Consider the following 26,367-nt stretch of genomic DNA (forward strand, 5'->3'; position numbering starts at 1 on the left):
TAGTTCCCTTTACAAAAAGCCTGCCTTTGTTTTCATTTTTTACACCCGGCCCAGATGAGGTATGATTTTATCTTTGTAGTTTTGAAATATTCTAAAAAAATAAACTACCATTTATATGTCTGACCAAAAACGTCTTTTTCTCGTTGATGCTTATGCCTTGATTTTTCGCGGTTATTATGCCTTTATTAAAAACCCGAGAATAAATTCCAAAGGCTTTGACACCTCGGCTATCATGGGGTTTATGAATTCCCTTTTTGATGTAATAAGACGTGAAAAACCAGATCATTTGGCAGTTTGTTTTGACAAGGAAGGCAGTGAAGTGCGCACTGAAATGTTTGCTGAATACAAAGCAAATCGTGATGCCACCCCCGAACCCATAAAAGAGGCTATTCCGATAATCCAGGATATTCTTAATGCTATGCATATTCCGGTGATTGTACTTCCGGGATGCGAGGCCGATGATATTATTGGGACTTTAGCCCAGCAGGCCGAAAAAGAAAATTATCGTGTTTATATGGTAACCCCCGATAAGGATTTTGCCCAGTTAGTAACCGAAAACATCTTTATGTACCGTCCTGCCAGAATGGGGAATGGCATTGAAATTTGGGGGATTCCGGAGGTACAGAAGAAATTTGAGGTGGAGACCCCAGATCAGGTTATAGATTTTCTTGGGATGATGGGCGACGCCGTGGACAATATTCCCGGACTTCCGGGGGTGGGAGAGAAAACCGCCAAAAAGTTTATCAAAGAATTTGGGAGTATGGAAAATCTCCTGGCCAATACCGATAAGCTAAAAGGTAAAATGCGGGAAAAAGTGGAAGCTCATAAAGAGCAAGGCCTGATGTCTAAACAACTTGCAGCCATTTTAACCGATTGCGATGTAAAATTTCATGCCGAGGATTATGAACTTTCTATGCCTGATGCCGAAAAAGTTCAGAAAATATTTGATGAGTTGGAATTTAGAAGACTTAAAGATCAGTTTATAAAACTTTTCAGCGGTGAGGAGCAACATACTCAAACCCAGGTCACCAATTCTCCATCAGCAAGAAAGAACGCGCAAACCGCAGGTGAGGGCCAGTTTTCACTTTTCGGATCTGATCCTGCTGAAAAAATAGAGTCAACTTCAGGAAGAAAAACATTAAAAGACACTCCACACGTTTACCAAAGTCTTACTACAGAAATGGCGAGAGGCCTGTTTCTGAAAAACCTAATGAAGCAGAAAAATGTGTGTTTCGATACTGAAACTACCAGTTTAAACGCTCTTGAGGCCGAACTGGTTGGGATAGGTTTTTCATGGGAACCAGGAAAAGGTTTCTATTTGCCATTTCCTGAAAAAAGAGAAGAGGCACAAGCGCTTATTGAAGAATTAAGACCGTTTTTTGAAGATGAAAACATTGAAAAGACCGGACAGAATTTAAAATACGACATTAAAGTACTGGCAAAATATGGGATCAAGATCAAAGGTAAACTCTTTGACACCATGATCGCACATTACCTCATCAATCCCGATATGCGCCACAATATGGATATTCTTGCAGAAACATATTTGAATTACAGTCCGCAAGCCATTTCAGAATTGATTGGTAAAAAAGGTAAGAATCAAAAATCTATGCGGGAAGTGCCGCTGGAACAGCAAACCGAGTATGGAGTTGAAGATGCCGATATCACCCTTCAGCTTAAAAAATACTTTGAGGAGGAATTAAAAGATGCCAATATTCGAAAACTTTTTGATGAGATTGAAATTCCGCTGGTGAGAGTACTCGCCGATATGGAACTGGAAGGAATAAACCTGGACGAAAAATTCCTTAATTCCCTTACCGAAGCCCTGCACAACGATATCGCCGAATTAGAAGCGAAGATCTTCACAGAAGCAGGAGAGGAATTTAAGATAAGTTCCCCAAAGCAACTGGGCGTGATTCTTTTTGAAAAAATGGAGCTGGTAAAAAAGCCCAAAAAGACTAAAACAGGTCAATATTCTACCAGTGAGGATGTATTATCGACCCTGGCAAAAGACAACAAAATCATCCAGTATGTTCTTGATTACCGGGCATTGGTGAAATTACTAAACACTTATGTTACAGCCCTTCCTAACCAGATCGAAAAGTCAACCGGAAGGGTACATACAGATTATGTGCAAACCATAGCCGCAACTGGGAGGTTGAGTTCCAATAATCCCAACCTACAGAATATCCCGATAAGGACCGAAAGAGGTCGCGAGGTAAGAAAAGCCTTTATCCCCAGAGATGAAAATTACATCCTGCTCGCTGCCGATTATTCTCAGATAGAATTAAGGATAATCGCTGCGCTTAGTGAAGAAGACAATATGATAAAAGCCTTTAAAAACGGGGAAGATATTCACGCCTCTACGGCTGCAAAGGTTTTTAATATACCTCTTGAAGAAGTGACCAGAAAGCAACGCAGCAATGCAAAAACAGTGAACTTTGGTATTGTTTACGGGGTTTCTGCTTTCGGCTTAAGCAATCAGACTAATTTATCCAGAAGCGAGGCCAAGGAACTTATCGACACCTATTATAAAACCTATCCAAAACTCACCAATTACATTGGAGACCAGATTGCTTTTGCCCGCGAGCACGGGTATGTACAAACTATTTTAGGCCGGCGACGATATTTAAAGGATATTAACTCTCAGAATGCCGTAATTAGAGGTGCTGCAGAAAGAAATGCGGTTAACGCTCCTATTCAGGGAAGTGCTGCCGATATCATTAAACTTGCGATGATCAATATCCACAGGAAACTTAGTGAAGGCAATTACAAGACCAGAATGCTCCTTCAGGTTCACGATGAACTGGTATTTGACGCTCATAAGGATGAACTTGATGTAATAGGGAAACTGATCAAAACGGAAATGGAAAATGCCTACCAACTTGAAGTCCCTCTTGACGTAGAAATTGGTACCGGTCAAAACTGGCTCGAAGCACATTAATATTCCCAACTAACTGTAAATACCGGTCTTTAAAGGAACTTCCCGTATTCTTCACCGAATAATACAGGCATTCCCCCATTGTCTTCAGGCAAATAGTAATCCTATATTTGAAAGGAATCAATAAGCTGGATTTTTTTGTAAACCGAGTCCCCCTTTATCCCCTACATTTTTTTAGCACCGTCCCTCCCAGATCAATTATGTCCATTTGGATACCTACCTCTTATGGTTAACTAACATTGGATTTTATTAATCATTCAATATTTAACCAAAAACTTTTAATTATGAAAAGATTTAAAAATTACCTGATGTATGTGGCTGTTCTGGCTATGTTAATGATTTCCTGTAGTAAAGATGAAATTGACTCCATCCCAACAGATGAGCCTGAAATGGCCACTTTAAGTTTTGGAGTCGTTTTAAATGATCTGATGGATCAACAGTCGCTCACAAAACAAGCAATGACTTTTCCTGACTGTTCCGATCAAGTCCCATCTTATGTTCAGGTGGTGTTAAGTGGCACCACTGCTGTTGGTAGTTACGAAGATCCTATAGAAGTAGGGGTTAATCCCAATCCCGGTGACTTTGATGACGATGGCACTGAAGAATATTTCACCCTTGAGTCTTCAGATCTGGAATTAGAAGCAGGACCATACAGCCTCGATTTCTTCGCGGTGTATGATGAAGATGACAATCTTATCTGGCTTGCTCCTTACGGAGAAAGCGACTATATTGATTGGGTAAGCACCCCACTTCCTATGGAGTTTGACCTGGGGGCAGGAACCAAAAAATACCTGGATGTAGAAGTACTCTGTTTTGACGATCGTACTGTTAATGAATTTGGCTACTTATTCTTTGATCTTCACCCAACTCAAGCCATAGAGTTCTGTATTTTTGGAAATTACTGCGATGATGACGGAAGACATTATCCTGCAGAGTACTCTGTTAATATCTGGAGTGGAAATGATGATACCGGCGAGGTATTATATTCCGATCTTCAAAATACCGTTGAAATGGATAATAACGGTGATTATTCAGGCAGTACTGTTTGTGTAGCATTACCAGATATAGGTGGAGAGGACACGGTAGATCATTACTATGTAGAAATCACCTTACTTAATTCTGATGCTTATGGAGATGTTACTGAAGAGGTGATTCGCAGTTTTACCTTAACCGATGCCCAGGTAAGAACCTTGTTTGACGGGGAAGATGCTATAGATTACTGGCACTTTAGAGAAGGAGTTGGCTGCGCCACAGACTCTCCTACCTTCACAGATAATGGAACCCCTCCCGTAATTGATGTAGATACTAATATTTACATCTATTTTGACTCTTCAGGTTCAATGAACTCGACTCTTTCACCTTTACAGACTATGAGAAACACCTTATTAAAAGATGCTCTTATTGGGTTATATGATAACGATGAAGATGCATACAATGATAAGGTAAGAGTTATTTCTGATGGTTCAGAAAGAACTTTAAATATGTTGAATTTCCAGGGAGAGACTCCAGCCGGAAATGTGATATCCCTGGTTTTCCAGGATGAGGCTGAATATATTTACCATTCAGGCGGGGCCTGGGACGAAAACACAACCAGGACAGGAACCTATGAGCTTGACGTTGATGCTCTTAGAACCAGATTAAATTCTTTCCCTTCAGGTTATTACAGAGGCGTGATCTTCCAGGTAGAGACAGACACCTGGGGACCTTTTGCAAACTTTAAATCCCTAATAGAGTACATTGAAAATGGCACAGGAAATTACGCGGGCAACTATGGCTTATCTGACCGTATTGAATTCGGGTATAACTATGGAGTAACACCTGGAGCTACTCCTACTTATTATGCAGATTTAATAGTACAGGCATTGGAGGATTTAGGGTACCAATTATAGACTAACCATTCTTAATTCAGACAAAAAAAATAGGCTGTCTTAAAGTGACAGCCTATTTTTAATTTTAAAATTTCTAAAACTAATTCACTCTGGCGTATTCCAGGGAAAGAATGCTTACATGTGAAGCCTGGCTATCTCCCGGATCATTTACATATTCGTCTGACTCAAATTTGGTGATTTTAAAGGAAAAGGTATTACCATCTACCTCCAGATCTTTTTCATGGAGATAATCCTGCCCATTAATTGTCATTGTGAGCATTAGAATATTATCATCCTTCAGGTCCCAGGCACCAAAATCCTGACGGTCAATTCCACAGGTAAAACTATCTCCATTTTCTCCTGAATTAAAATCAAGTCGGCCATTGATGGAAGAAAAACTACCATCAGCATTAAACACAGCATTCATTCGGTCAAAACAGGAGGCTTCATCCAGTAAGTTTCTACTGGCTACTCCATCATTATTCAGGTCTACGGGCTCTTCGGCTATCATACCGCTTAATTCCCATTCTCCTTCCAGTTCACTTTTAGTAATAGTAAGGTTTGTCACTTGCAGATTTTCGGAATTAGCCTCTACACTATCAGCCTCACAGGCGGTAAAAAGTACCACAAACAGTATAGATAAAACTAAGTTCCTGTACTTCATCAAATTATTCATAGCAATTCAGGGGATTTTAATTCTTTTCAGGGACAAAGTTATAAAACATTTAAGTGAATTTATGACTTTTTTAACATTAAAAATACCGTTAATCGTTATTAACAAGCATTTTGTCGTATTTCCCTGGGATTTCGGAAGCTTGGAGATTATAATTATTGCCGGGAAAGATCGTCTCAGGTTTGCATAAAATTTTACAGGCCTCTTTTAAAAGACAAAGGCAATTAAAATGACTTGAGTCACAGGGATTTCCAATGGAATAAATTAATAAGTCACATATTTGCTATATGAATTTATAATTGTACATTTGCACCCCGTTTTCCCGCCATGATTCATGTAGGGAACGGGAATGGAATGTTTAATAATAAGTAAATTTAATTAGTGTGGACACATTAAGCTACAAAACAGTATCGGCAAACAAGGCTACCGTTTCAAAAGAATGGGTTCTTGTAGATGCTGAAGGACAGACTTTAGGCCGCCTATCTTCTAAAGTAGCCAAGCTACTAAGAGGTAAGCACAAGCCTGATTTTACCCCACACGTTGATTGCGGAGATAACGTAATTGTTATCAATGCTGAAAAGATCAACTTAACCGGAAAGAAATGGGATGCGAAAGAATATATTCGCCACACCGGTTACCCAGGGGGACAAAGAAGTTTAACAGCAGCCGAATTATTCGACAAAGCTCCAGAGCGTCTTGTTGAAAAAGCAGTAAAAGGGATGTTACCAAAGAACAAACTTGGTGCCGACCTATTCAGAAATTTAAAGGTTTATGTTGGATCAGAGCACGATCACAACGCACAAAAACCTAAAACTATTAACTTAAACGAATTTAAGTAATGGAGGTTATTCACAAAATTGGCCGTAGAAAAACAGCGGTTGCAAGGGTATATGTTTCAGAAGGAAGCGGAAAATTTACCATTAACAAAAAAGATCTTAAGGATTACTTTACTACAGGTACACTTCAGTACAAAGTAAACCAGGCGTTGAATCTTACCGGAAACGACGGTAACTTCGACATTAAAGCCAATGTTTACGGAGGTGGAATCACCGGTCAGGCTGAAGCTATTCGTCTTGCCCTGGCAAGAGTAATGGTAGAACTGGATGCAGAGAACAGAGCGGTGTTAAAGCCAGAAGGTTTAATGACCAGAGACCCAAGAATGGTAGAACGTAAGAAATTCGGACAGAAGAAAGCCCGTAAGAAATTCCAGTTCTCTAAACGTTAATTATTATTGGGAATATTTCCCGAAAGTTCATTTAATATTAAAAAGAATTTTGTTGTTATTCCGCTTGCCGCGGAAGTTAGTTTAGCATCTAAACAGGTAAGGCCGTATTTAACTTAAAATAGCCACTTACTTGTTGCTATCTCAACAGAACGTAAACTATTACAAAAATGGCAAACAAAGTAGAAGTAAAAGAATTACTTGATGCAGGTGTACATTTTGGCCACCTTACAAGAAGATGGAACCCAAATATGGCCCCATATATCTATATGGAGCGCAACGGGATTCATATCATCAACCTTTACAAAAGTGCTGCAAAGATGCAGGAAGCCGGTGAGGCCCTAGCAAAAATAGCAGCCAGCGGCAGAAAAATACTTTTTGTAGCAACCAAAAAGCAGGCTAAGGAAATCGTAGCCGAGCAAGCTGAAAAAGCAAATATGCCTTACATCACCGAGCGCTGGCCCGGTGGTATGCTTACCAACTTCGTAACCATTCGTAAAGCTGTTAAGAAAATGGCTTCTATAGACCGAATGAAAAAAGATGGTACTTTCAACACACTTTCTAAAAAAGAACGCCTTCAGGTAGATCGTCTTAGAGCGAAATTAGAGAAAAACCTTGGTTCTATCTCTGAAATGAGCAGACTTCCAGGAGCACTGTTTGTAGTTGATATCACCCGTGAACACATCGCCATTAAAGAAGCTCAGAAATTAAACATTCCAATCTTTGCAATGGTAGATACCAACTCAGATCCTCGTGAGGTAGAATATGTTATTCCATCCAACGATGATGCTTCAAAATCTATTAATAAGGTAGTTTCTTATGCAGCTGATGCTATAGTAGAAGGCCTTTCTGAAAGAAAAGCCAGCAAAGACACTAAGAAAGCTGAAAAAGAAGAGAAAGAAGTGAAAGAAGAAAAAGCTGCTAAAGAGCCAAAAGCCAAAGTAGCCAAAACTGAAGATGTAGAAGTTCCTTCTAAAGATGCTGAAGACAAAAAAGCAATGAAAGAAGCCCAGGAAGAAGTAAAGCTTGAAAACAAGCAGGAAACTCTTGACAAGGCCAAATCATCTAACGAAGAAGAATAAACCAATATTTTTATAAAATCCAAAAGTCGTTTAGTCCTTTCTTTCTGAGTTAGATTCTAAACGACTTTTTAATAAAATACAATACTATGGCTAAGATAACTGCTGCAGAAGTAAATAAATTAAGAAAAGCTACTGGCGCCGGAATGATGGACTGCAAGAAAGCATTGGTAGAAACAGATGGTGATTTCGACAAAGCTATTGAAGTGCTTCGTAAAAAAGGTCAGAAGGTTGCCGCCAAAAGAGCCGATCGTGACTCTGCTGAAGGTGCTGCAATCGCTAAAACCAATACCGAAAACACTAAAGGAGTAATCATCTCTCTTAACTGTGAGACCGATTTTGTTGCCAAGAACGATGATTTCGTAAAACTGGCTAACGACTTCGCAGATATTGCTCTTAATTACAATTCAAAAGAAGAATTCCTTAAGGCAGATTACAAAGGAATGAACGTTGAAGACAAACTAACCGAGCAAACCGGAGTTATTGGTGAAAAGATTGAGATTGGCGCCTTCAAAACTCTTGAAGCTCCTTTCGTAGGCTCTTATATTCACGCCGGTAACAAGATCGCTGTTATCACTGCACTTTCTAAAAACGTTGAAGGAGCTGAAGAGGCTGCTAAAAATGTTTCTATGCAAGCTGCTGCAATGAATCCTGTTGCTCTTAATGAAGATGGGGTTGACCAAAGTACCATCGAGAAAGAAATTGAAATCGCAAAAGACCAACTTCGTCAGGAAGGTAAACCTGAAGAAATGCTTGACAATATCGCAAAAGGTAAGATCAAGAGATTCTTTAAAGACAACACTCTTGTTAACCAGGCATACATCAAAGACAGCAAGCAAAGCGTTTCAGATTACGTAAAATCTGTAGATTCCGGCCTTGAAGTTGTAGGTTTTAAAAGAGTTGCTTTAGGTGAATAATAATCATTCCCACATCCCGATAGCTATCGCGAACGGGAATCTTTCATAAATCCAGAAACCGCTTCTTTTAAACGAAGCGGTTTTTTTGTTGAAAAAATTTCCGGAGCATCTAAAAAATTTGCGCTAAAAATTTACCTGCAGTATCTTGTAAAGGCAAAATATTTCAGAAGCCTTTTTGCTTATTTCTGAAATATTCTTTAATCCGTAATATGAAAAAAACCAACCAAACATACACTTTAATCACCGGTTCCAGTCAGGGACTGGGGAAAGCCTTTGCTGAAATTTGCGCTAGAAGAAGTCAAAATCTAATCCTTATTTCTCTTCCTAATGAAAACAACGGGAAATTAGCTAAAGAATTAGAAGAGAAATATGGGATAGAAGCCATACAATATGAAGTAGATCTTACTACCAAAGAAGATTTATCTAAGGTTGTTGATTTTGTAAAAAACTATAGGATAAATATGCTAATCAACAATGCGGGAATTGGCGGGGCGAATAGATTTGAAGATGTTAGCCTGAATTATTTAAATGATATTGTACTCTTAAATATTATATCGCTGGTAACCTTAACCCACCAATTACTACCTATTTTAAAACAACAGGAAGAAGCTTATATCCTTAATATTTCCAGCCTCGCGGCATTTGCTCCTATGCCCTTTAAAACGGTTTATCCTGCAAGTAAGGCTTTTGTTTATTCTTTTTCCAGAGGTCTTACATCTGAATTAGAAAATAGCAATATTCACGTAGCAGTAGCCCATCCCGGCCCTATGCCTACCAATGAAAATGTTGCCAGAAGAGTAAAAGCTTTAACCGGAATGGTAAAATATTCGGTTTTAACACCTGAAGAGACAGCTGAAATATGTTTGGAAAAATTACTGCAGAAAAAAACAGTAATTATTCCCGGAAAATTTAATTGGTTCAATTCTCTTTTATTGCGATTTGTACCCGTTACCCTGCAACTTAAAATCCTCAATGGTAAACTGAAACCTGAAGCTACAATAATTCACACCAATGACTAAAAAAGTATTGGTGACAGGAGCAAGCGGATTTTTGGGCTTTCATATTACCCAACAGCTTATACAGGCGAACTATCAGGTAGTTGCCTTGCTAAGGAAAAGCAGCGACACTAGTTTACTCAAAAACCTTAATTGCAAAATCATAAGAGGAGATTTAAGTAACGCTAAAAATATTGAAGTAGCCATTCAGGATTGTGAATTTGTAATTCACGCAGCTGCGAAAACAACTCAGGATTCTCCCGATTCTGAAGATTACAGAGAATCAAATATCACCAGTACAAAATTGCTGATAGAAGCTTCAAAAAAACAAAACATAAAAAGGTTTGTATTTGTAAGTAGCGCCAATGCTTTTACTATGGGAAGCAAAGAAAATCCCGGCACAGAAAATTCAGGTTTTATGCCTTTTTTAAAGAATTCTGGTTATGCACATAGTAAATACAAAGCCCAACAATTAATTTTAGAAGAAGTTAAAGAAAATAACTTCCCCGCTATTGTAGTAGCACCTACTTTTATGGTTGGACCATACGACATAAAACCTTCCAGCGGCAGGTTAATGCTCTATTTATTAAAAAACAAACTGGTTTTCTATCCAAAAGGCGGTAAAAGCTATGTAGCAGTTTCATCGGCTGCAACGGCTTGTATAAATGCCCTGAAAATGGGCAAAATCGGAGAAAGCTATTTGCTCTCCGGGGTTAATCTCACCTATAAAGAATATTTTGAAAAAATAGCTGAGATTTCAAAAGAAACACGCTTCTTAATTCCAATCCCGAAAAGTTTACTCAAACCAATTGAAGGTCTTTATCCAATTTTTCCGACTAAAAAATTCTTACTACTCAAAACCAATATTCGTATGTTGTTTTTAGAAAATTATTTCAGCAACATCAAGGCTAAAAGAGAATTAAATATGCCGGAAACGCATATTGATTCCTCTATTAAGGAAAGCATCAACTGGTTCCAGGAAAACAGGTACATTTAATCTATCCTGCAACGTTTACAAAATCCATTAATTTTTGCAATGTCACAAAAAGCATTTCAGTTTAAAGAATTTAAAATAGAGCAGGATCGATGCGCGATGAAGATAGGAACAGACGGAGTCCTACTTGGTGCCTGGGTTCCACTTGAGCATCATCCAGACAGCATCCTCGATATTGGCACAGGAACCGGCCTCATCGCTTTAATGCTTGCACAACGCTCCCCTGCCCTGCTTATAGACGCCCTGGAAATAGATGAAGACGCCTACGAACAGGCCGTAGAGAATTTTGAGAATAGCGATTGGAGTGACAGGCTTTTCTGCTATCACGCTGCTTTTGATGAGTTTGTTGAAGAAATGCAGGATGAAGAAAAATATGATCTTATAATTTCCAATCCCCCTTTCTATTCTGAAGATTTTACTTCGGAAAATACCCAGAGAAATCAAGCAAGGTTTGCCGAAGCTTTGCCTTTTTCAGAATTGCTGGCAGGAGCATCTAAATTGCTTTCAGAAGAAGGTATCTTCAGTTGTATTATTCCTTACAGGGAGGAAGAAAACTTTTTGGAGTTAGCAGAAAGATCAGGTTTATTTCCGCAGAAAATAACCAGGGTAAAAGGAACCAAAAATTCCGGGATCAAACGCAGCCTTTTAAACTTAGGCTTCAGCAAAGAGGAAGCTTTTTACGATGAACTAATTTTAGAAATTTCCAGACATAATTATACAGAAGAATACAAACAATTGGCTTCCCCATTCTACCTTAAATTATAATTGTTTGCTATAAAAAGCTTGGCTACATTTGTGTAAAACACTACACAACATGAAACCAGATCTATTTCAAGCTCCCGATTATTTCAATCTTGATGAGCTTTTAACCGATGAACATAAAATGGTACGCGATGCCGCCCGGGAATGGGTGAAACGCGAAGTTTCCCCAATAATTGAAGAGGCAGCTCAAAAAGCCGAATTCCCTAAATCAATCATAGGAGGTTTAGCAGAAATAGGTGCTTTTGGCCCTTATATTCCGGAAGAATATGGTGGAGCCGGACTCGACCAGATCTCCTACGGACTCATCATGCAGGAAATAGAGCGTGGCGACAGTGGAGTGCGCTCTACGGCTTCAGTGCAATCTTCCCTGGTGATGTATCCCATTTTTAAATACGGAACCGAGGAACAAAAGAAAAAATACCTACCCAAACTCGCCAGCGGCGAAATGATGGGTTGCTTCGGTCTTACCGAACCCGATTACGGCTCGAATCCCGCAGGGATGGTTACGAATTTTAAAGATAAAGGCGATCATTATTTACTGAATGGCGCTAAAATGTGGATCTCCAATGCACCCTTCGCCGATATTGCCATTGTATGGGCCAAGAACGAAGAGGGCCGTATCCACGGACTCATCGTAGAGCGCGGAATGGAAGGTTTTTCCACTCCTGAAACACACAACAAATGGTCGCTACGTGCCAGTGCTACGGGAGAACTTATTTTTGATAACGTAAAAGTTCCAAAAGAGAATTTAATGCCAAATAAAAGCGGCCTTGGCGCCCCACTTGGCTGCCTGGACTCTGCACGTTTTGGTATTGCCTGGGGAGCTATTGGTGCTGCAATGGACTGTTATGACACCGCTCTAAGATATTCAAAAGAAAGGGTACAGTTTGATAAACCAATTGGCGGAAAACAACTTCAGCAGAAAAAACTGGCAGAAATGATCACAGAGATCACCAAAGCTCAATTAATGGCCTGGAGACTTGGAGTTTTACGAAATGAAGGCAAAGCTACTTCTGCTCAAATTTCAATGGCAAAAAGGAATAATGTGGAAATGGCTATAAATATTGCCCGGGAAGCAAGACAAATTTTAGGCGGAATGGGCATTACGGGTGAATATAGTATCATGCGCCATATGATGAACCTTGAAAGCGTGATCACTTACGAAGGAACGCACGATATTCATCTATTAATTACCGGGATGGATATTACAGGAATGCCTGCATTCTAATTAGATATTTCAGAATCTCCCAGAAGATCAAAACAAGGGCAACGCTTACAACGTTTGCCCTTTTTGTATTTTTCACAGCACTCGGTTTTGAGAGTTTTCGGCTTTTTTGCCACCACCTCCTCCAGCTGCAGATAATCCTTTGATTTGTTGGAATAAAATACCAGGATATTATATGAATACTTTACCTGAGTTTTCATGATTTGAATATATCCTAAATTGTTGGTTATTAAAGAGATTATGTCCTTAAGATTTTCATTTCCACGCTATAGCATTTACATTTGAAGCAATATGAAGAAAGACAAAATGATACAAGAAATAAACCAAAATTTTAAGTCAGAGCTAAAACATTTCAGCAATCATCCCATTCATCACCATATTAATACTAAACGGCAATTACAGAGGTATTTGGAGCATCAGGTATTTGCGGTATGGGCAAATATGTCTTTGCTCAATTATTTAAAAGAGGAGTTCACCAAAACAACCAATCCGTGGTTGCCAATTGGGGATCCTGAACTAAGATTTCTTATTAACAAAACAATTCTTCAGGAAGAAACCGCAAAGAATTATTTCGGTGCTCATCAAAGCGAATTTGAAATATATCTTGATGCGATGGCAGCCACTGGGGCCAATACTGAAAACATTACTAATTTCCTTAGACATGTGAGTCATGGTACTGATATTTTTCTCATCATCGCCGCTTCCAAACTGCCGCTTTGCATCAAACAGTTTATCAAGACGGTCTTTGATATTATTTCTGAAGATAAACCTCATAAAATAGCTGCGGCATTTGTTTATAGCAAGGAAGGAATGGGGGATCCTATTTTAATAAAAACGATCTCAAAAATTGAGGAAGTAGAAAAAGCAGATCTGAAATTATTTAAGTACTATCTGAGGTTACAAGCGGAAAAGGATTCTGACCCATCCTTCAAAATTCTGGAAATGCTCTGTGGAGAGGATATGGACAAATGGAGAGATACTGAAATAATTGCTGAAATAATTTTACGAAATCAGCGTACCTTAATGGAGGGCATTGAAGCCGAACTCACGGGAAGCATTTCAGAATAGAAACCGGAAGAGAGTGATCTCCACCGGTTTTAAACACTTGGTATAATCAGGGAGTTACAGGCGCTATCTTGACCTCCAGGCCTTCTAACTCCTCTTTAATAGGTATCTGGCAACTTAAGCGGCTGTTGTCTTGCACAAAAAAAGCCTGATCCAGCATATCTTCCTCTTCGTAACTCTTCTCGGGCAGCAGATGCTCATAATTAAGCATATAACACTGGCAGGAAGCACACATAGCCATTCCGCCACAAATTCCAATAGTACCTTCCGAAGCCAGCTCGAAGGAACGAATAACCTCCATAAGATTCATATTCATATCGGTAGGAGCAGCTACCCGGTGAGCTTCACCTTTTCTGTCAATAATGGTGATATTAATATCAGACATCCTCTAATTTATACTTTTTACAATCTCTCTTTTCGCTTCTTTCTTACTTCCGTCAAAACCGTTAATCCCACTAACAGTAGTATATTTCATAACATACTTCTTGTCAGGGAATATGCGTTGATATGCACTCTGGCACATTATTGCGGCCTCGTGGAAACCACAAAGAATGAGTTTTAACTTTCCGGGGTAAGTATTCACATCGCCAATGGCATAAATTCCCGGGATATTGGTTTGATAATCGTAAGTGTTATCAACCTTAATCGCATTTTTTTCGATTTCCAATCCCCAATCGGCAATGGGTCCTAGTTTTGGGGAAAGTCCGAATAATGGAATAAAATAATCGGTGCCTTTTATTTCCTTTTCTGAAGCCTTATCGCGGTGAGATATCACCACGCTTTCAAGTTTTCCTTCTCCTTTTAAGTCGGTCACTTCGGATTCTGTAATAAGCTTGACTTTTCCTTCTTTAGAGAGCTTCTCCACTTTTTCTACTGAATCCAGGGCACCTCGGAAATCCTTACGACGATGCACCAGGGAAACCTCCGAAGCAATTTCAGCCAGATAAATAGACCAGTCTAAGGCAGAATCCCCTCCCCCGGCAATAACTACCCTCTTATCCCGGTATATCTCAGGATCACGAATGATATAAGCTACTCCGTTATCTTCATACTGCTGGATATTGGCAATAGGGGGTTTCCTGGGCTCAAAGCTTCCAAGTCCACCCGCGATTACCACCACGGGGGCGTGGTGTTTTGTGCCTTTACTGGTGGTAACGATAAAACTTCCATCCTCCAGCTTTTCTATAGTCTCTGCCCTTTCCCCAAAGGTGAAACCGGGTTCAAAAGGCTTGATTTGTTCCATAAGATTATCTACAAGATCACCGGCAAGTATCTCAGGGAAACCGGGAATATCGTAAATAGGTTTCTTAGGGTAAATTTCTGAACATTGGCCACCAGGTTGAGCTAAGGCATCGATCAGGTGGCATTTTAGCTTTAACAATCCAGCTTCAAATACCGCAAATAGTCCCGTTGGCCCGGCACCAATGATAAGTATATCGGTTTTAATCATTCTTCTTTTTCATTTTAGGTAAACCCGCCGGGTTACCTTTCAATATTTATAACCTGCTCGATTTGTGGAGCGTATTTTTTAATAGTCATTTCCACCCCCGACTTAAGGGTCATCTGGTTCACAGAACAACCAACACAGGCACCTTCCAGCTGGACTTTTACCAGCCGGTCGTCTTCGATGGAGACCAAAGAAATATTGCCCCCATCACTTTCCAGAAAGGGGCGAATTTCAGCCAGGGCTTTCTCCACATTTAGTTTTACTTCTTCGCTTGTCATCTATTTTTTATTAACGGCACTACAACCGGCCATAGTGGTGATCTTAATTGCTTCGGTAGGCGGCAGGCTCTGGTTACGGTTTACCGTTTGCTGAACCATATTTCTGGTGATCTCTTCAAACGCGGCTTCTATTGGAGTTCCGGTTTGTAGGGCAGCCGGCCTTCCGATATCTCCAGATTCGCGCAGACTTTGCACCAATGGGATCTCCCCGAGAAATGGAGTGTCAAGATCTTCAGCAAGATTTCTAGCACCGTGTTTTCCGAAGATATAATATTTATTTTCAGGCAATTCCTCCGGAGTGAAATAAGCCATATTCTCTACTATTCCTAAAACGGGAACATTTATGCTTTCCTGGCGGAACATCGCCACTCCTTTTTTAGCATCGGCTAAGGCCACATTTTGCGGGGTACTCACCACTACTGCTCCTGTGATGGGCAAAGACTGCATTATCGAAAGGTGAATATCGCCGGTTCCCGGAGGAAGATCGATTAAAAGGAAATCAAGTTCCCCCCAGGCAGCATCAAAAATCATTTGGTTGAGCGCCTTGGCAGCCATAGGACCACGCCATACCACAGCCTGATTTGGCTGAGTAAAGAACCCGATAGAAAGAATTTTTACGCCGTAATTTTCTACAGGTTTCATCTTGGATTGCCCGTCTACATTCACTGAAAGCGGTTTTTCGGCCTCTATATCAAACATTATAGGCGCTGAAGGCCCGTAAATATCGGCATCTAAAAGACCTACTTTAAAGCCCATTTTGGAGAGGGAAACCGCCATATTCGCGGTAACTGTAGATTTCCCTACCCCACCTTTTCCTGAAGCTATAGCGATTATATTACTGATACCCGGAATGTGTTTTCCTTTAATTTCAGGCTTTTTATCGGGGGCATTTACTTTTATATTAACTTTTACTTTGGCTTTTTGGTAAACGTGTTCATGAATGGCTTTTAGCACATCTACCTCGGCACGTTTTTTAATATGAAGTGCGGGGGTATTAAGAACAAGGTCTACTACCACCTCGTCACCAAAGGTCATAACATTTTGAACTGCGCCGCTTTCAACTATATTTTTGCCTTCACCGGCAACAGAAATAGTTTCAAGGGCTTTAAGGATATCTTTTCTATCTAATTTCATTTTAATTGTATTTAGGGCATAAGGCCTGTGATTTGCCGCAGAAAAGTCCCAGTCCTTACAATGATTCCTGTAAATAAAGATTTTAAAAATCAGTCTTATGTAGACTGATTCTAAACGCAAATATAGGTGGAAAAGCTAAGAAAACGAAGTATTTATCTATAATTGATTTATGGAGTAATAAGCTGGTTTTATGATAGGGAATCAGGGATTGAGATGCGCTGAAGGATCCCAGAAATACTCATCGAAATCCAGCACCTTATTTTCCCTAACAGGTACACCTTCGGCTTCCAATAAATTTCGCATCGCATTGCTGTCTCCAAAATGATGTTTCCCGCTAAGAAGGCCATTACGGTTTACCACCCGATGGGCCGGCACATCTTCCAGGTTATGGGAGGCATTCATTGCCCAGCCAACCATCCTAGCGCTTTGCGGCGAACCTATAGCCCTGGCGATCGCTCCATAGGAAGTGACTCTTCCAACAGGGATCTGCCGTACAGTTTCATAAACTTTATCAAAGAAATTCTTTTCTTCGGAAATCATAAATTATAGATCCTGATAATTGTTATAATTACTAAGATTAGCATGAGTGTGGCCATAAAATAATTGGAATATCTAGCAAAGCTATCGGCATACTTTTCAATTTTCATAAATGACAGCACGTAGACATAAAGCGTGGTAAAACTGCCAAGAGAAGCAGCTAGCACAAAGGCTATGATCAAAGACCAGTCATAGGTCACCCCCACTCCCACATTGAGAGCTCCGGCAATAGCTACAAAATATGGAATAGGAAACAAATTAAGAACAGATATCAGCATTCCCTTAAAAATACTGTTAGCATTGGCTTTATGAGAAGAATGTTCTATCCCGCTCCGTCTTTTAGCCATAAGCAGGAAATATATTCCCAACAGCATAAAGATTACCAGACCGGCACGTAAAAGAATGCTTTGCACAAAAAGATTATCAAAAATATATTTTGCAAGAAGAACTGCGATAAGCGCCTGTAAAATCACCACGCTGGAGGCTCCAATAGCAACATAAAGGCCATTGCGTTTCCCATGTACAACACAGGTTTTGGCAACTGTCATATTAACAAGCCCCGGAGGAATCACCCCGATAAGGGCGGCAAAGTAGGTGATTAAAAAGAGTTTAGTTTCCTCCAATAGAAGCTATTTTATCTTAAATTGAATATAGGTAATAGGTTTTCCCTGTTCAAGATACTGTTTTTCATAGAAAGTTTGAATTTCCCGCACTTCTTTAGGTGAATATTCATTCTTATAAATATCGTGATGAGCGTATAAAATCTCCTGACCCTGCCCATGTAAAAGCCCCAGGGTATAGCCATGCATAAACTCACTATCGGTCTTAAGGTTCACCAAGCCATTTTCCTTCAAAACATACTTATATTTTTTCAGAAAATCTGCATTGGTTAAGCGGTGCTTGGTACGCTTGTATTTTATTTGTGGGTCGGGGAAAGTTATCCAGATCTCATCGACCTCATTTTCGGCAAAGATCTTATCGATAAGTTCTATTTGAGCTCTCACGAAGGCCACATTTTCCAGTTTATCTTCAAGGGCGGTCTTGGCGCCTCTCCAAAAACGGGCTCCCTTAATATCAATCCCTATAAAGTTCCTTTCGGGATAATTTTGCGCGAGCCCCACGCTATACTCACCTTTTCCACAACCCAGTTCAAGTACAATAGGATTATCATTTTTAAAAAAATCCTTTCGCCATTTTCCTTTTAAACTGAATTCATCCTTTTCCAGTACATCTCTGGAGGGTTGAATAACATTTTCAAAGCTTTCGTTTTGCTTAAATCGTTTTAATTTATTTTTACTACCCACAGCTTGTTTGAAATTTTGTCAAAATTAAGGAAATTAGCCAACAGGAGGAGTATATTAAAACATATATGAAGAAGAAGCGAATTTTGGTTGCCATACTTAACTGGGGCTTAGGTCATGCCGCCCGATGTATACCCCTCATCAACGGGTTGATCGCTAAGGGATATGAGCCCATTTTAGCTTCTGATGGGGCTGCACTCGCCTTGTTGAAAAAAGAATTCCCTGATCTATTGGCAGAAGAACTCCCTTCATACAATATTGAGTATAGCAAATCTCCCAATTTGTTGAAGTGGAAATTGTTCCTGGAAAGTCCCAGAATAATGCAGGTAATCAAAGCCGAAAAAAAGCATACCAAACTCCTGGTAGAAAAATACAATCTAAACGGTATAATTTCAGATAACCGATTGGGGGTGCGTTATAAACATCTAAAAAATGTTTTTATCACCCATCAACTCAATGTGCTTTCAGGAAACACTACATGGTTAAGCAGCAAACTTCATCAAAAATATATCAGGAAGTTTGATGAGTGCTGGGTGCCCGATCTGCCCGCTTCAAAGAACCTGAGTGGAGTTTTAGGCCATATGAAGAAAACCCCTGAAGATGTGAAATACATGGGCCCGTTAAGCAGGTTCAGCAAAAAAGATCTTCCGCAGAAATATAAGGTGATAATCATTCTATCAGGACCAGAACCTCAACGCTCTTACCTGGAAAGAATTCTGCTAAGAGAGTTTAAAGATACTTCAGAAAAGACGTTGTTTTTACGAGGGGTATTGGAAGAAAATGAGCTTATTTTAGAAGGTGAAAATCCTAATCTGATAATAAGAAATTATCTTTTCGGGGAGGAACTGGAAGCAGCTTTGAACTCTAGTGAAATAGTAGTGTGCCGATCGGGATACACCAGCATTATGGACCTTTCAAAACTTGAGAAAAAGGCATTTTTAATACCTACTCCAGGACAATTTGAGCAGAAATATCTGGCAGAACGATTAGACAAGCTTGGAATTGCAACTTACTGTAGCCAGGATGAATTTAAAATTACAGAATTAAAAAGACTAAAGGGCTTTAGCGGCTTTAGAGACTTTGGATTTGTTACCGACTTCAGGAGTCTTTTTGCTCTTTTCGAGGGTAAATGAGAATTCACTTCCCACTCCAAAGACACTTTCTACATATATCTTTTCGTTATGCGCTTCAATAATATGCTTCACGATAGAAAGGCCTAAACCTGAGCCACCTTCCTTCCGGCTTCCGCTTTTGTCTACGCGATAGAATCGCTCAAAAAGCCGGGGGATATTCTCTTTTTCTATACCTTCCCCATTATCTGTAATTCGAACGATTACTTTATTTTTAATAAGATTTTCGATACTAACCTCGGTGGTGCCTCCCTTTTTCCCATATTTAATTGAATTTACAATAAGGTTGGAAACCACCTGCTGGATTCGGTCACGGTCGGCCCGCACCATAACCGGCCTGTCATAAGGCATATCGAAGACAAGGGTAATATTCTTTTTTGCAGCTTTCATCTCGAGCAGGTCGAAGGAGTTCTGAATCAGCTCCACGATATTAAAATCCTCCAAATCAAGGTGTAGTTCACCAGCCTCAAGTTTGGTGATCATATCCAAATCTTTTACGATATAGATAAGCCGTTCCACTCCTTTGTTGGCTCGTTGCAAATATTTTTTTCGCACGGCTTTATCCTTAATCGCTCCGTCAAGAAGGGTTAGGATATAGCCCTGAACCGTAAACAGAGGAGTTTTTAATTCATGAGATACGTTTCCCATAAATTCTTTCCGATAAGCTTCGCGAACTTTCAATGTTTCAATTTCGAGTTTATTATACTCGGCAAATCTTTCCACTTCACGGGTAAGCGAAGCCATGTCTGTAGTTACCTGGCTAGGACTAAGCGTTGTTGAATCCAGAAGAGAAACATTGTCGTAGATCTTTTTTATGCGTTTATAGATAAAATGTTCTACCCGGTATTGGATAATGAAAAAGGAGAAAAGATAAGTGAGCAGGGCCAGGACCAGAATCGGTAACCACTCAAATCCTGAGGTAAAAACCGCATAAAGCGCTACTGCCACCGAAAGGAAAACGGTAATATACAATGAAGTTTTAACTGCAAATTTATATGAGCGCTTAAATTTTTTAGCCATTAAATTACAAACTTATAACCAACACCCTTTACAGTTTTAAAGGAGTCATCCCCTATTTTTTCGCGTAATTTACGAATATGCACATCTATGGTACGCCCGCCAACAACAACTTCGTTCCCCCACACCTTATCAAGAATATCTTCTCTTTTAAAAACTTTTCCCGGTTTTGACGTAAGCAGGGAAAGCAATTCAAATTCCTTTCGAGGCAGCACCAACTCCTGTCCATCTTTAATAACTTTATACTGATCACGATCAATAACAAGTTCCCCAATTTTTAAAATATTAGAAGAGCCCGATTCCTCCTTAAAGCGTCTCAGGAGTGCTTTAACTTTACTCACCAAAACTTTAGGTTTAATAGGTTTTGTAATATAATCGTCGGCACCGGCATCAAAACCTGCCACCTGCGAGTAATCTTCGCCTCTTGCAGTTAAAAAGGTGATGATGGTTTCTTCAAGGCCGGCAATATTTCTTATTTGCTCACAGGCCTCTATACCATCCATTTCAGGCATCATTACATCCAGGATGATTAGCTGGGGTTTGTGCTTTTTTGCAAGTTTAACCCCATCGGCACCATTTTCAGCGGTGATTACCTGGTAACCTTCTGTTTTTAGATTGTAACCCACAATCTCAAGGATATCGGGTTCATCGTCTACTAAAAGAATCTTAATGTCACTCTTTTTCATCAGTACTTAAATTGTGTTCTTATTTCTGAAGTAAAAGTAAGTATAAATTACTACCCAATAATTCTCTCTTTTGAAGTCTTAACCTTAAGGTAATATAAGCAAATTTCTTCGAAGTGCTTTTATAATCAGGTCTTTTCAGTATCCATTCTTATAAAATATAATCAACAAACACCCCTTTTTACCAAAAGAAAGTGCCTGAGATAAACCTAATCATAACATTAAAGATTTCAGAATAACATAAGCTTAAACTTAAGCTAAGACCACACTTAAACTAAGCTCGTTTATTTGCTCCAAATTAATTACAGAAACGAAAACTAAATTTTTTGACTTATGAAAAAACTGATTATTGCAGGTTTTGCAATTGCCACCTTAGGATTAACCAGCTGTAGCGAAGATGACGATATGCCAATTGAACAACTTGCTACCTGTACCGATGGAATCAAAAACGGTAACGAAACTGGTGTAGATTGTGGCGGAGCTTGTGCTCCTTGTGATGATGATGGAGGTGACAATGGTACAGTTCCACAAGACGAAGATCTTTCCGGGTTATTAAGTGAAGATTTTACTTTAACCAATGATATAATTTGGGAGCTAAACGGAAAATTCGTGGTAGGTGATGGAGCAACCCTTACTATTGAACCTGGCACAATTATAAAAGGACAAGAAGGTACCGGTTCTTTGGCTTCTGCTCTAATCGTAGCCCGTGGAGGCCGAATTATGGCTGAAGGTACTGCTGACGATCCAATTATCTTCACCTCTATAAACGACAACATTGACCTTGGAGAAAAACAAGGTTCAAACCTTGACGAAAACGATCGTGGCCTTTGGGGAGGAGTTTTAATTCTAGGAAATGCACCGAGTTCCTTTGAGGGTGACTCTGAAGAATCTCAAATTGAAGGGATTCCTGCAGATGATGACTTTGGAAGATTCGGTGGTAACGACCCAGATGATGATTCAGGAGTATTTAAATATGTATCTATTCGTCACGGGGGCGCATTAATTGGTTCCGGAAACGAAATTAATGGACTTACCCTTGGTGGTGTTGGTGCAGGAACTGTAATCGATCACGTAGAAGTAGTTGGGAATGTAGACGATGGAATTGAATGGTTTGGCGGAACAGTGAACACGAGCAACGTTGTTGTATTTGCTGGAGGAGATGATGGGCTTGATATAGACATGGCTTACTCCGGAACTATTACTAACGCATTGGCAATACAAGGTGCCGAGTCTGATCACGCTTTAGAAATTGACGGACCAGAAGGTACCCTTGAAGGAGCTTTTACCATCCAGAACCTAACTATTCTTGGGGATGCAACCGCTCCATCTGGTCAAATAGCAGATCTAAGAGACGGAGCAATGGGAGCCTTTAACAATGTATACGTAAGAGGTTTTAACGACATACAGAATGTGGAAATTGATGATGACGCAACTGCTGCGAACTATACCAATGGAAGTTTAAGCTTCTCTGCCTGGGAAATTGTATTGCCAGAAGGTGTAGACAGTGTTTCTTTAATCTTTGAAGACACCACAGAAAGTACAGATTTCTCTAATGACGCCACCAATTTTGCTACAGCAATAGAACAAGACCAAGAAACTGTAGGTGCAGATCTATCTGTTTTTGGCTGGACTTATGCTAGCTTCAGAAATGCATTTTAGAAATTAAAGCCAAATACAAATAAAGCTTTTCAAATTGCTCGCCTTTTTACAAGGTGGGCAATTTAATATTAAGATTGTTAATCTAGATTTATATGAAAACTCAATTTTCAGTAGTTTTATTCTTTTGTTTATTTATAAGTTTTGCGCAGGCTCAAACCGGAAAGATTTCAGGATCGATATATGATGTTGAGGCAAATGATGTGATGCCTTTTGCCAATGTTACCATTAAAGGCACCAATACCGGTACCACTTCAGATTTTGAAGGAGATTACAGCCTCAATGCTGCACCGGGAACCTATACGGTTGTTTTTTCCTTTGTTGGTTACGAAACCGTAGAAGTATCTGAAGTTATAGTAGAAGAAGGAAAAGTAACCAGCCTAAATGTAGAAATGAAATCTTCTGCTGGTGCTTTAGATGAAGTTATAATTACCACCACCACCGCAAGGGATACTGAGGCTTCGGTATTAAACATGCAAAGAAATGCCGTAAACCTTACCGATGGCCTTTCTTCTCAAACTTTCGACAAAATTGGAGCGGGAGAAGTTTCTTCAGCAGTAAAAACAATACCCGGTGTTTCTGTGCAAGGCGGAAAATATGTTTACGTAAGAGGTCTGGGAGACCGATACACGAAATCTATTCTAAACGGGATGGACGTTCCAGGCCTGGACCCAGATCGAAACACTTTACAGATGGACATATTCCCTACGAATATCCTGGATAATGTAATGGTAATAAAATCACTAACCGCAGATAATCCTGCCGATTTTACCGGGGGAATGGTGAATATTATTACCAAAGACTTCCCTACCCGTGAGGAATACAGTGTTTCGCTAGGTGCTACCTACAATCCATCTATGCACTTCAATTCAGATTTTCTGCAATATGATGGAGGAGGCACAGATTTCCTGGGATTTGATGATGGAACCCGAGACCGTCCCGTTAACAGAAATCAGGCTTTCCCAAGACCCTTTGATAATGACGCGGCTCTCACCAGACTTACCGAACGTTTCAACCCAACTTTAGGTGGTACAAGACAACAAAACAATATGGATTTTAGCCTAGGTTTTACCGCAGGTAACCAGTATGATGTTGGCAAAAAAAACAATAAGCTGGGATATATTGCATCGCTTTCTTATAAGAACACAACAGAGTATTTTGAAGATTTTGAAAACAATTCCTGGTTAAAACCGAGGGAGACCTCAGAGTTTGAACTGCGCCCATCCAGATTGTTAAGCGGAGATGTTGGAAAAGAAAACACTTTAATAAGCGCTTTAACCGGGCTTGCTTTTAAAACCGAACAATCCAAATACCAACTTAATTTACTTCATATTCAGAATGGAGAATCTACAGCCGGTAATTTTGAAGAAGAAATTCTGGTTTCTGATGCGATTAGGGTTTTTAGAGATAACCTGGAATATACCCAGCGCTCCATCACTAACGCATTATTAAGCGGAAAACACACCAATAAAGATGCAAGCTGGACTACCGAATGGAAACTTTCACCAAGCCTTTCCCGTGTTTACGATAAAGATGTGCGAATTACTGCTTTTGAATATAATCCAAGCAATAACACCTTTAGTATACGCCCCAGCTCATCTGAAAGTCCTACGAGGATTTGGAGAAACCTGGAGGAGATCAATCTGGCCGGGAAAGTAGGCCTTAAAAAAGAACATCAGCTTTTTGGGAGAAATGCAAGCCTTAAATTTGGCGGAGGCTACACCTACAAGCAGAGGGATTTTACCATAGATCAATATCAAATTCTTATTCAGGGATCCATAAGTCAACGTTTTGAAGGAAATCCAAACCAGGTACTTGCACCCGGTAATATCTGGACTCCGGAAAACCAGGCTGGATCTTATATAAACGGATTCTACGAGCCGGCTAACACCTATGATGCTTATAATACCAATGCTTCGGCATACGTTTCAGAAGAATTTAATGTTACCGAAAACCTAAAAGCTATCCTTGGTTTAAGACTTGAGAAATTCGATCTTTTCTATACAGGGCAAAATAACCTGGGAGATTTAATCCTGGAAGATGAACACCTTATAGATAAAGCCGATCTTTTTCCTTCAGCAAACTTTATTTACAGTCTTAATAACGATAGTAATCTTAGGCTTTCTTATGGTCGTTCAACGGCAAGACCTTCTTTTAAAGAAGCTTCCATTGCCCAGATTTACGACCCTCTAACCAACAGGACTTTTATTGGGAATATAGACCTACAACCTACTTATGTAGACAACATTGATGCGCGTTACGAACTTTATGGAGACGATGCGCAGCTTTTTGCAGTAAGTGCTTTCTACAAGAAATTTACAGATCCCATTGAGCTTTCTGTTTATAGCGATTTTTCAGCAGATAATTTTCAACCCAGAAATGTTAATGACGCAACTGTTGTAGGAGCTGAAATTGAAATAAGAAAGAATTTTGGATTTATCACTGAAGGACTAAGAAAACTTAGCGTTAACTTAAATGTATCGGTAATTGATTCTAAAGTAGAAATGGATCGAAGCCCAAGTGGGGAATTTGAATCGAGACAGCGCAACTTAAGGCCAGGTGAAGAATTTGACGGCACAAGGCAATTACAAGGGCAGTCTCCATTGCTGATAAATGCAGGTTTCGATTACACCGACTCCGAAAGCGGTTGGCAGGCTGGTGTTTTTTACAATACCCAGGGAAAAACCCTCGAACTTGTTGGTTTAGGGACAGTTCCAGATGTATACACTATGCCTTTTCATAGCCTTAATTTCAATTTGAATAAATCTTTTGGGGAAGAGAAAAATTCCACTATTTCCTTAAAGATCTCCAATATTCTGGGCGATAATATAGAAAGCAGGTTCCAGTCGTTTGGAGCAGAAGATCAGATATTTTCTTTAAAAAAACCCGGCACACCAATCTCATTAAGTTATAGTTACAAATTCTAGACATTAAAGTTGTATTTTGAAATAGCCAAAGAAAAAGGCTGTCCTCACCGACAGCCTTTTTTAATAAAACATTAATATTAAATACACAATAAATCTGGCAGGATTTTTGAAATTTAATTTGTAAATTTGTAATAACCACTATTTAAAAGAATGAAGCAATACTACTTTTTTACTTTTTTCCTGGCACTTTTTCTTTGGGTTTCGGCACCTGCCTTGGCTCAGGAATCTGCTTATGGGAAAAGTCAAACTGAACATTCTATAGATGGTTTATCAATCTATCCTAACCCGGTTACCAACGGAAAGGTTTACATAAATACCACATTTAATCTTGAAAAGGAAATCGAGATTTATAATGTAATTGGAAAACCTATTTATAAAACAAGATTAAGGGGTAAGGAGATGGATGTTTCTACGCTTTCTCCAGGAATTTATATTTTGAAGATAACAGAAAATGGCAACAGGGCTACCAGAAAACTGGTGGTAAAATAATTCAGCCATACTTATAGAATTTTAAAA

26 protein-coding genes are annotated in these 26,367 nt (G+C 39.6%); 15 read left to right on the forward strand and 11 right to left on the reverse strand.

Annotated features, from left to right (window positions below; all coding sequences use genetic code 11):
* The first annotated feature begins 115 nt into the window (after positions 1-115).
* Positions 116-2,944 carry a DNA polymerase I gene (gene polA / locus BM266_RS09890; protein ID WP_093409005.1) on the forward strand — a complete coding sequence of 943 codons (2,829 nt, stop codon included), beginning with the start codon at positions 116-118 and terminating at the stop codon, positions 2,942-2,944.
* A 281-nt stretch (positions 2,945-3,225) separates the two neighbouring features.
* Positions 3,226-4,830 carry a hypothetical protein gene (locus tag BM266_RS09895; RefSeq protein WP_139220620.1) on the forward strand — a complete coding sequence of 535 codons (1,605 nt, stop codon included), beginning with the start codon at positions 3,226-3,228 and terminating at the stop codon, positions 4,828-4,830.
* 79 nt (positions 4,831-4,909) lie between these two features.
* Here the strand turns inward: BM266_RS09895 and BM266_RS09900 are convergent, their stop codons facing one another.
* Positions 4,910-5,485, reverse strand: coding sequence for a DUF5004 domain-containing protein (locus BM266_RS09900; RefSeq protein ID WP_093409010.1), 576 nt, complete (start codon positions 5,483-5,485; stop codon positions 4,910-4,912).
* A 380-nt stretch (positions 5,486-5,865) separates the two neighbouring features.
* Here BM266_RS09900 and rplM point away from each other — a divergent pair, with 380 nt between their 5' ends.
* The 8 genes from rplM (at position 5,866) to BM266_RS09940 (ending at position 12,679) form a co-directional block, all read left to right on the forward strand.
* Complete coding sequence (gene rplM, locus BM266_RS09905; protein ID WP_093409013.1) at positions 5,866-6,321, forward strand: 50S ribosomal protein L13; 456 nt, start codon at positions 5,866-5,868, stop codon at positions 6,319-6,321.
* Positions 6,321-6,707 carry a 30S ribosomal protein S9 gene (gene rpsI / locus BM266_RS09910; RefSeq protein ID WP_093409015.1) on the forward strand — a complete coding sequence of 129 codons (387 nt, stop codon included), beginning with the start codon at positions 6,321-6,323 and terminating at the stop codon, positions 6,705-6,707. Before rplM ends, rpsI begins: the two co-directional genes overlap by 1 nt.
* Before the next feature lie 167 nt (positions 6,708-6,874).
* On the forward strand, positions 6,875-7,786 hold the full coding sequence (rpsB, locus tag BM266_RS09915; protein WP_093409018.1) for a 30S ribosomal protein S2: 912 nt from the start codon (positions 6,875-6,877) through the stop codon (positions 7,784-7,786).
* Positions 7,787-7,872: 86 nt separating this feature from the next.
* Positions 7,873-8,700: a translation elongation factor Ts gene (gene tsf, locus BM266_RS09920; RefSeq protein WP_093409020.1), complete on the forward strand. Its 828-nt coding sequence runs from the start codon at positions 7,873-7,875 to the stop codon at positions 8,698-8,700.
* A gap of 209 nt (positions 8,701-8,909) precedes the next feature.
* Positions 8,910-9,719, forward strand: a complete 810-nt coding sequence (locus BM266_RS09925; protein WP_093409023.1) for an SDR family NAD(P)-dependent oxidoreductase — start codon at positions 8,910-8,912, stop codon at positions 9,717-9,719.
* Entirely contained in the window at positions 9,712-10,692 is a 981-nt protein-coding gene (locus BM266_RS09930; RefSeq protein ID WP_093409026.1) for an NAD-dependent epimerase/dehydratase family protein, read from the forward strand. The genes BM266_RS09925 and BM266_RS09930 overlap by 8 nt, the downstream gene beginning before the upstream one ends.
* 39 nt (positions 10,693-10,731) lie before the next feature.
* Positions 10,732-11,454, forward strand: a complete 723-nt coding sequence (locus tag BM266_RS09935; RefSeq protein WP_093409028.1) for a tRNA1(Val) (adenine(37)-N6)-methyltransferase — start codon at positions 10,732-10,734, stop codon at positions 11,452-11,454.
* A gap of 49 nt (positions 11,455-11,503) precedes the next feature.
* Positions 11,504-12,679, forward strand: coding sequence for an acyl-CoA dehydrogenase family protein (locus BM266_RS09940; protein ID WP_093409031.1), 1,176 nt, complete (start codon positions 11,504-11,506; stop codon positions 12,677-12,679).
* On the opposite strand, the gene BM266_RS09945 is transcribed toward BM266_RS09940, so the two are convergent.
* Positions 12,676-12,876, reverse strand: coding sequence for a hypothetical protein (locus BM266_RS09945; RefSeq protein WP_093409033.1), 201 nt, complete (start codon positions 12,874-12,876; stop codon positions 12,676-12,678). The two genes, BM266_RS09940 and BM266_RS09945, sit on opposite strands and share 4 nt — an antisense overlap.
* Positions 12,877-12,982: 106 nt before the next feature.
* Here BM266_RS09945 and BM266_RS09950 point away from each other — a divergent pair, with 106 nt between their 5' ends.
* Positions 12,983-13,744 carry a DUF3050 domain-containing protein gene (locus BM266_RS09950; RefSeq protein WP_175494788.1) on the forward strand — a complete coding sequence of 254 codons (762 nt, stop codon included), beginning with the start codon at positions 12,983-12,985 and terminating at the stop codon, positions 13,742-13,744.
* A 46-nt stretch (positions 13,745-13,790) separates the two neighbouring features.
* Here BM266_RS09950 and BM266_RS09955 read toward each other — a convergent pair whose 3' ends face one another.
* The 7 genes from BM266_RS09955 to trmB all read right to left on the reverse strand — a co-directional run bounded on the left by BM266_RS09955 (position 13,791) and on the right by trmB (position 18,441).
* Positions 13,791-14,126, reverse strand: a complete 336-nt coding sequence (locus BM266_RS09955; protein ID WP_093409038.1) for a 2Fe-2S iron-sulfur cluster-binding protein — start codon at positions 14,124-14,126, stop codon at positions 13,791-13,793.
* Between the two features lie 3 nt (positions 14,127-14,129).
* A complete protein-coding gene (locus BM266_RS09960) occupies positions 14,130-15,191 on the reverse strand; it encodes an NAD(P)/FAD-dependent oxidoreductase (protein ID WP_093409040.1) in 1,062 nt (353 codons plus the stop codon).
* Between the two features lie 32 nt (positions 15,192-15,223).
* On the reverse strand, positions 15,224-15,466 hold the full coding sequence (locus BM266_RS09965) for a NifU family protein (protein ID WP_093409043.1): 243 nt from the start codon (positions 15,464-15,466) through the stop codon (positions 15,224-15,226).
* On the reverse strand, positions 15,467-16,600 hold the full coding sequence (locus BM266_RS09970) for an Mrp/NBP35 family ATP-binding protein (RefSeq protein ID WP_093409130.1): 1,134 nt from the start codon (positions 16,598-16,600) through the stop codon (positions 15,467-15,469).
* A 201-nt stretch (positions 16,601-16,801) separates the two neighbouring features.
* Positions 16,802-17,140: an MGMT family protein gene (locus tag BM266_RS09975; protein ID WP_093409045.1), complete on the reverse strand. Its 339-nt coding sequence runs from the start codon at positions 17,138-17,140 to the stop codon at positions 16,802-16,804.
* On the reverse strand, positions 17,137-17,760 hold the full coding sequence (locus tag BM266_RS09980) for a LysE family translocator (RefSeq protein WP_093409048.1): 624 nt from the start codon (positions 17,758-17,760) through the stop codon (positions 17,137-17,139). The genes BM266_RS09975 and BM266_RS09980 overlap by 4 nt, the downstream gene beginning before the upstream one ends.
* Before the next feature lie 6 nt (positions 17,761-17,766).
* The gene (gene trmB / locus BM266_RS09985; protein WP_093409050.1) at positions 17,767-18,441 is read right to left on the reverse strand and encodes a tRNA (guanosine(46)-N7)-methyltransferase TrmB; all 675 of its coding nucleotides are present in this window, start codon (positions 18,439-18,441) and stop codon (positions 17,767-17,769) included.
* A 65-nt stretch (positions 18,442-18,506) separates the two neighbouring features.
* On the opposite strand from trmB, the gene BM266_RS09990 reads away from it, so the two are divergent.
* Positions 18,507-19,571, forward strand: a complete 1,065-nt coding sequence (locus tag BM266_RS09990; RefSeq protein ID WP_093409053.1) for a glycosyltransferase — start codon at positions 18,507-18,509, stop codon at positions 19,569-19,571.
* Here BM266_RS09990 and BM266_RS09995 read toward each other — a convergent pair.
* Together BM266_RS09995 and BM266_RS10000 are read right to left on the reverse strand one after the other, a co-directional pair.
* A complete protein-coding gene (locus BM266_RS09995; protein WP_093409055.1) occupies positions 19,491-20,588 on the reverse strand; it encodes a sensor histidine kinase in 1,098 nt (365 codons plus the stop codon). The genes BM266_RS09990 and BM266_RS09995 overlap by 81 nt on opposite strands.
* Positions 20,588-21,271, reverse strand: a complete 684-nt coding sequence (locus tag BM266_RS10000; RefSeq protein ID WP_093409057.1) for a response regulator transcription factor — start codon at positions 21,269-21,271, stop codon at positions 20,588-20,590. Before BM266_RS10000 ends, BM266_RS09995 begins: the two co-directional genes overlap by 1 nt.
* Before the next feature lie 330 nt (positions 21,272-21,601).
* On the opposite strand from BM266_RS10000, the gene BM266_RS10005 reads away from it, so the two are divergent.
* From BM266_RS10005 to BM266_RS10015, 3 genes are all read left to right on the forward strand, one after another.
* Positions 21,602-22,927, forward strand: coding sequence for a hypothetical protein (locus tag BM266_RS10005; protein ID WP_093409059.1), 1,326 nt, complete (start codon positions 21,602-21,604; stop codon positions 22,925-22,927).
* Between the two features lie 92 nt (positions 22,928-23,019).
* A complete protein-coding gene (locus tag BM266_RS10010) occupies positions 23,020-25,851 on the forward strand; it encodes a TonB-dependent receptor (RefSeq protein ID WP_093409062.1) in 2,832 nt (943 codons plus the stop codon).
* Positions 25,852-26,001: 150 nt separating this feature from the next.
* Positions 26,002-26,340, forward strand: coding sequence for a T9SS type A sorting domain-containing protein (locus BM266_RS10015; RefSeq protein ID WP_093409064.1), 339 nt, complete (start codon positions 26,002-26,004; stop codon positions 26,338-26,340).
* The last annotated feature ends 27 nt before the right edge of the window (positions 26,341-26,367 follow it).

This window comes from Salegentibacter flavus, from assembly GCF_900115145.1.
Classification (GTDB): Bacteria; Bacteroidota; Bacteroidia; order Flavobacteriales; family Flavobacteriaceae; genus Salegentibacter; species Salegentibacter flavus.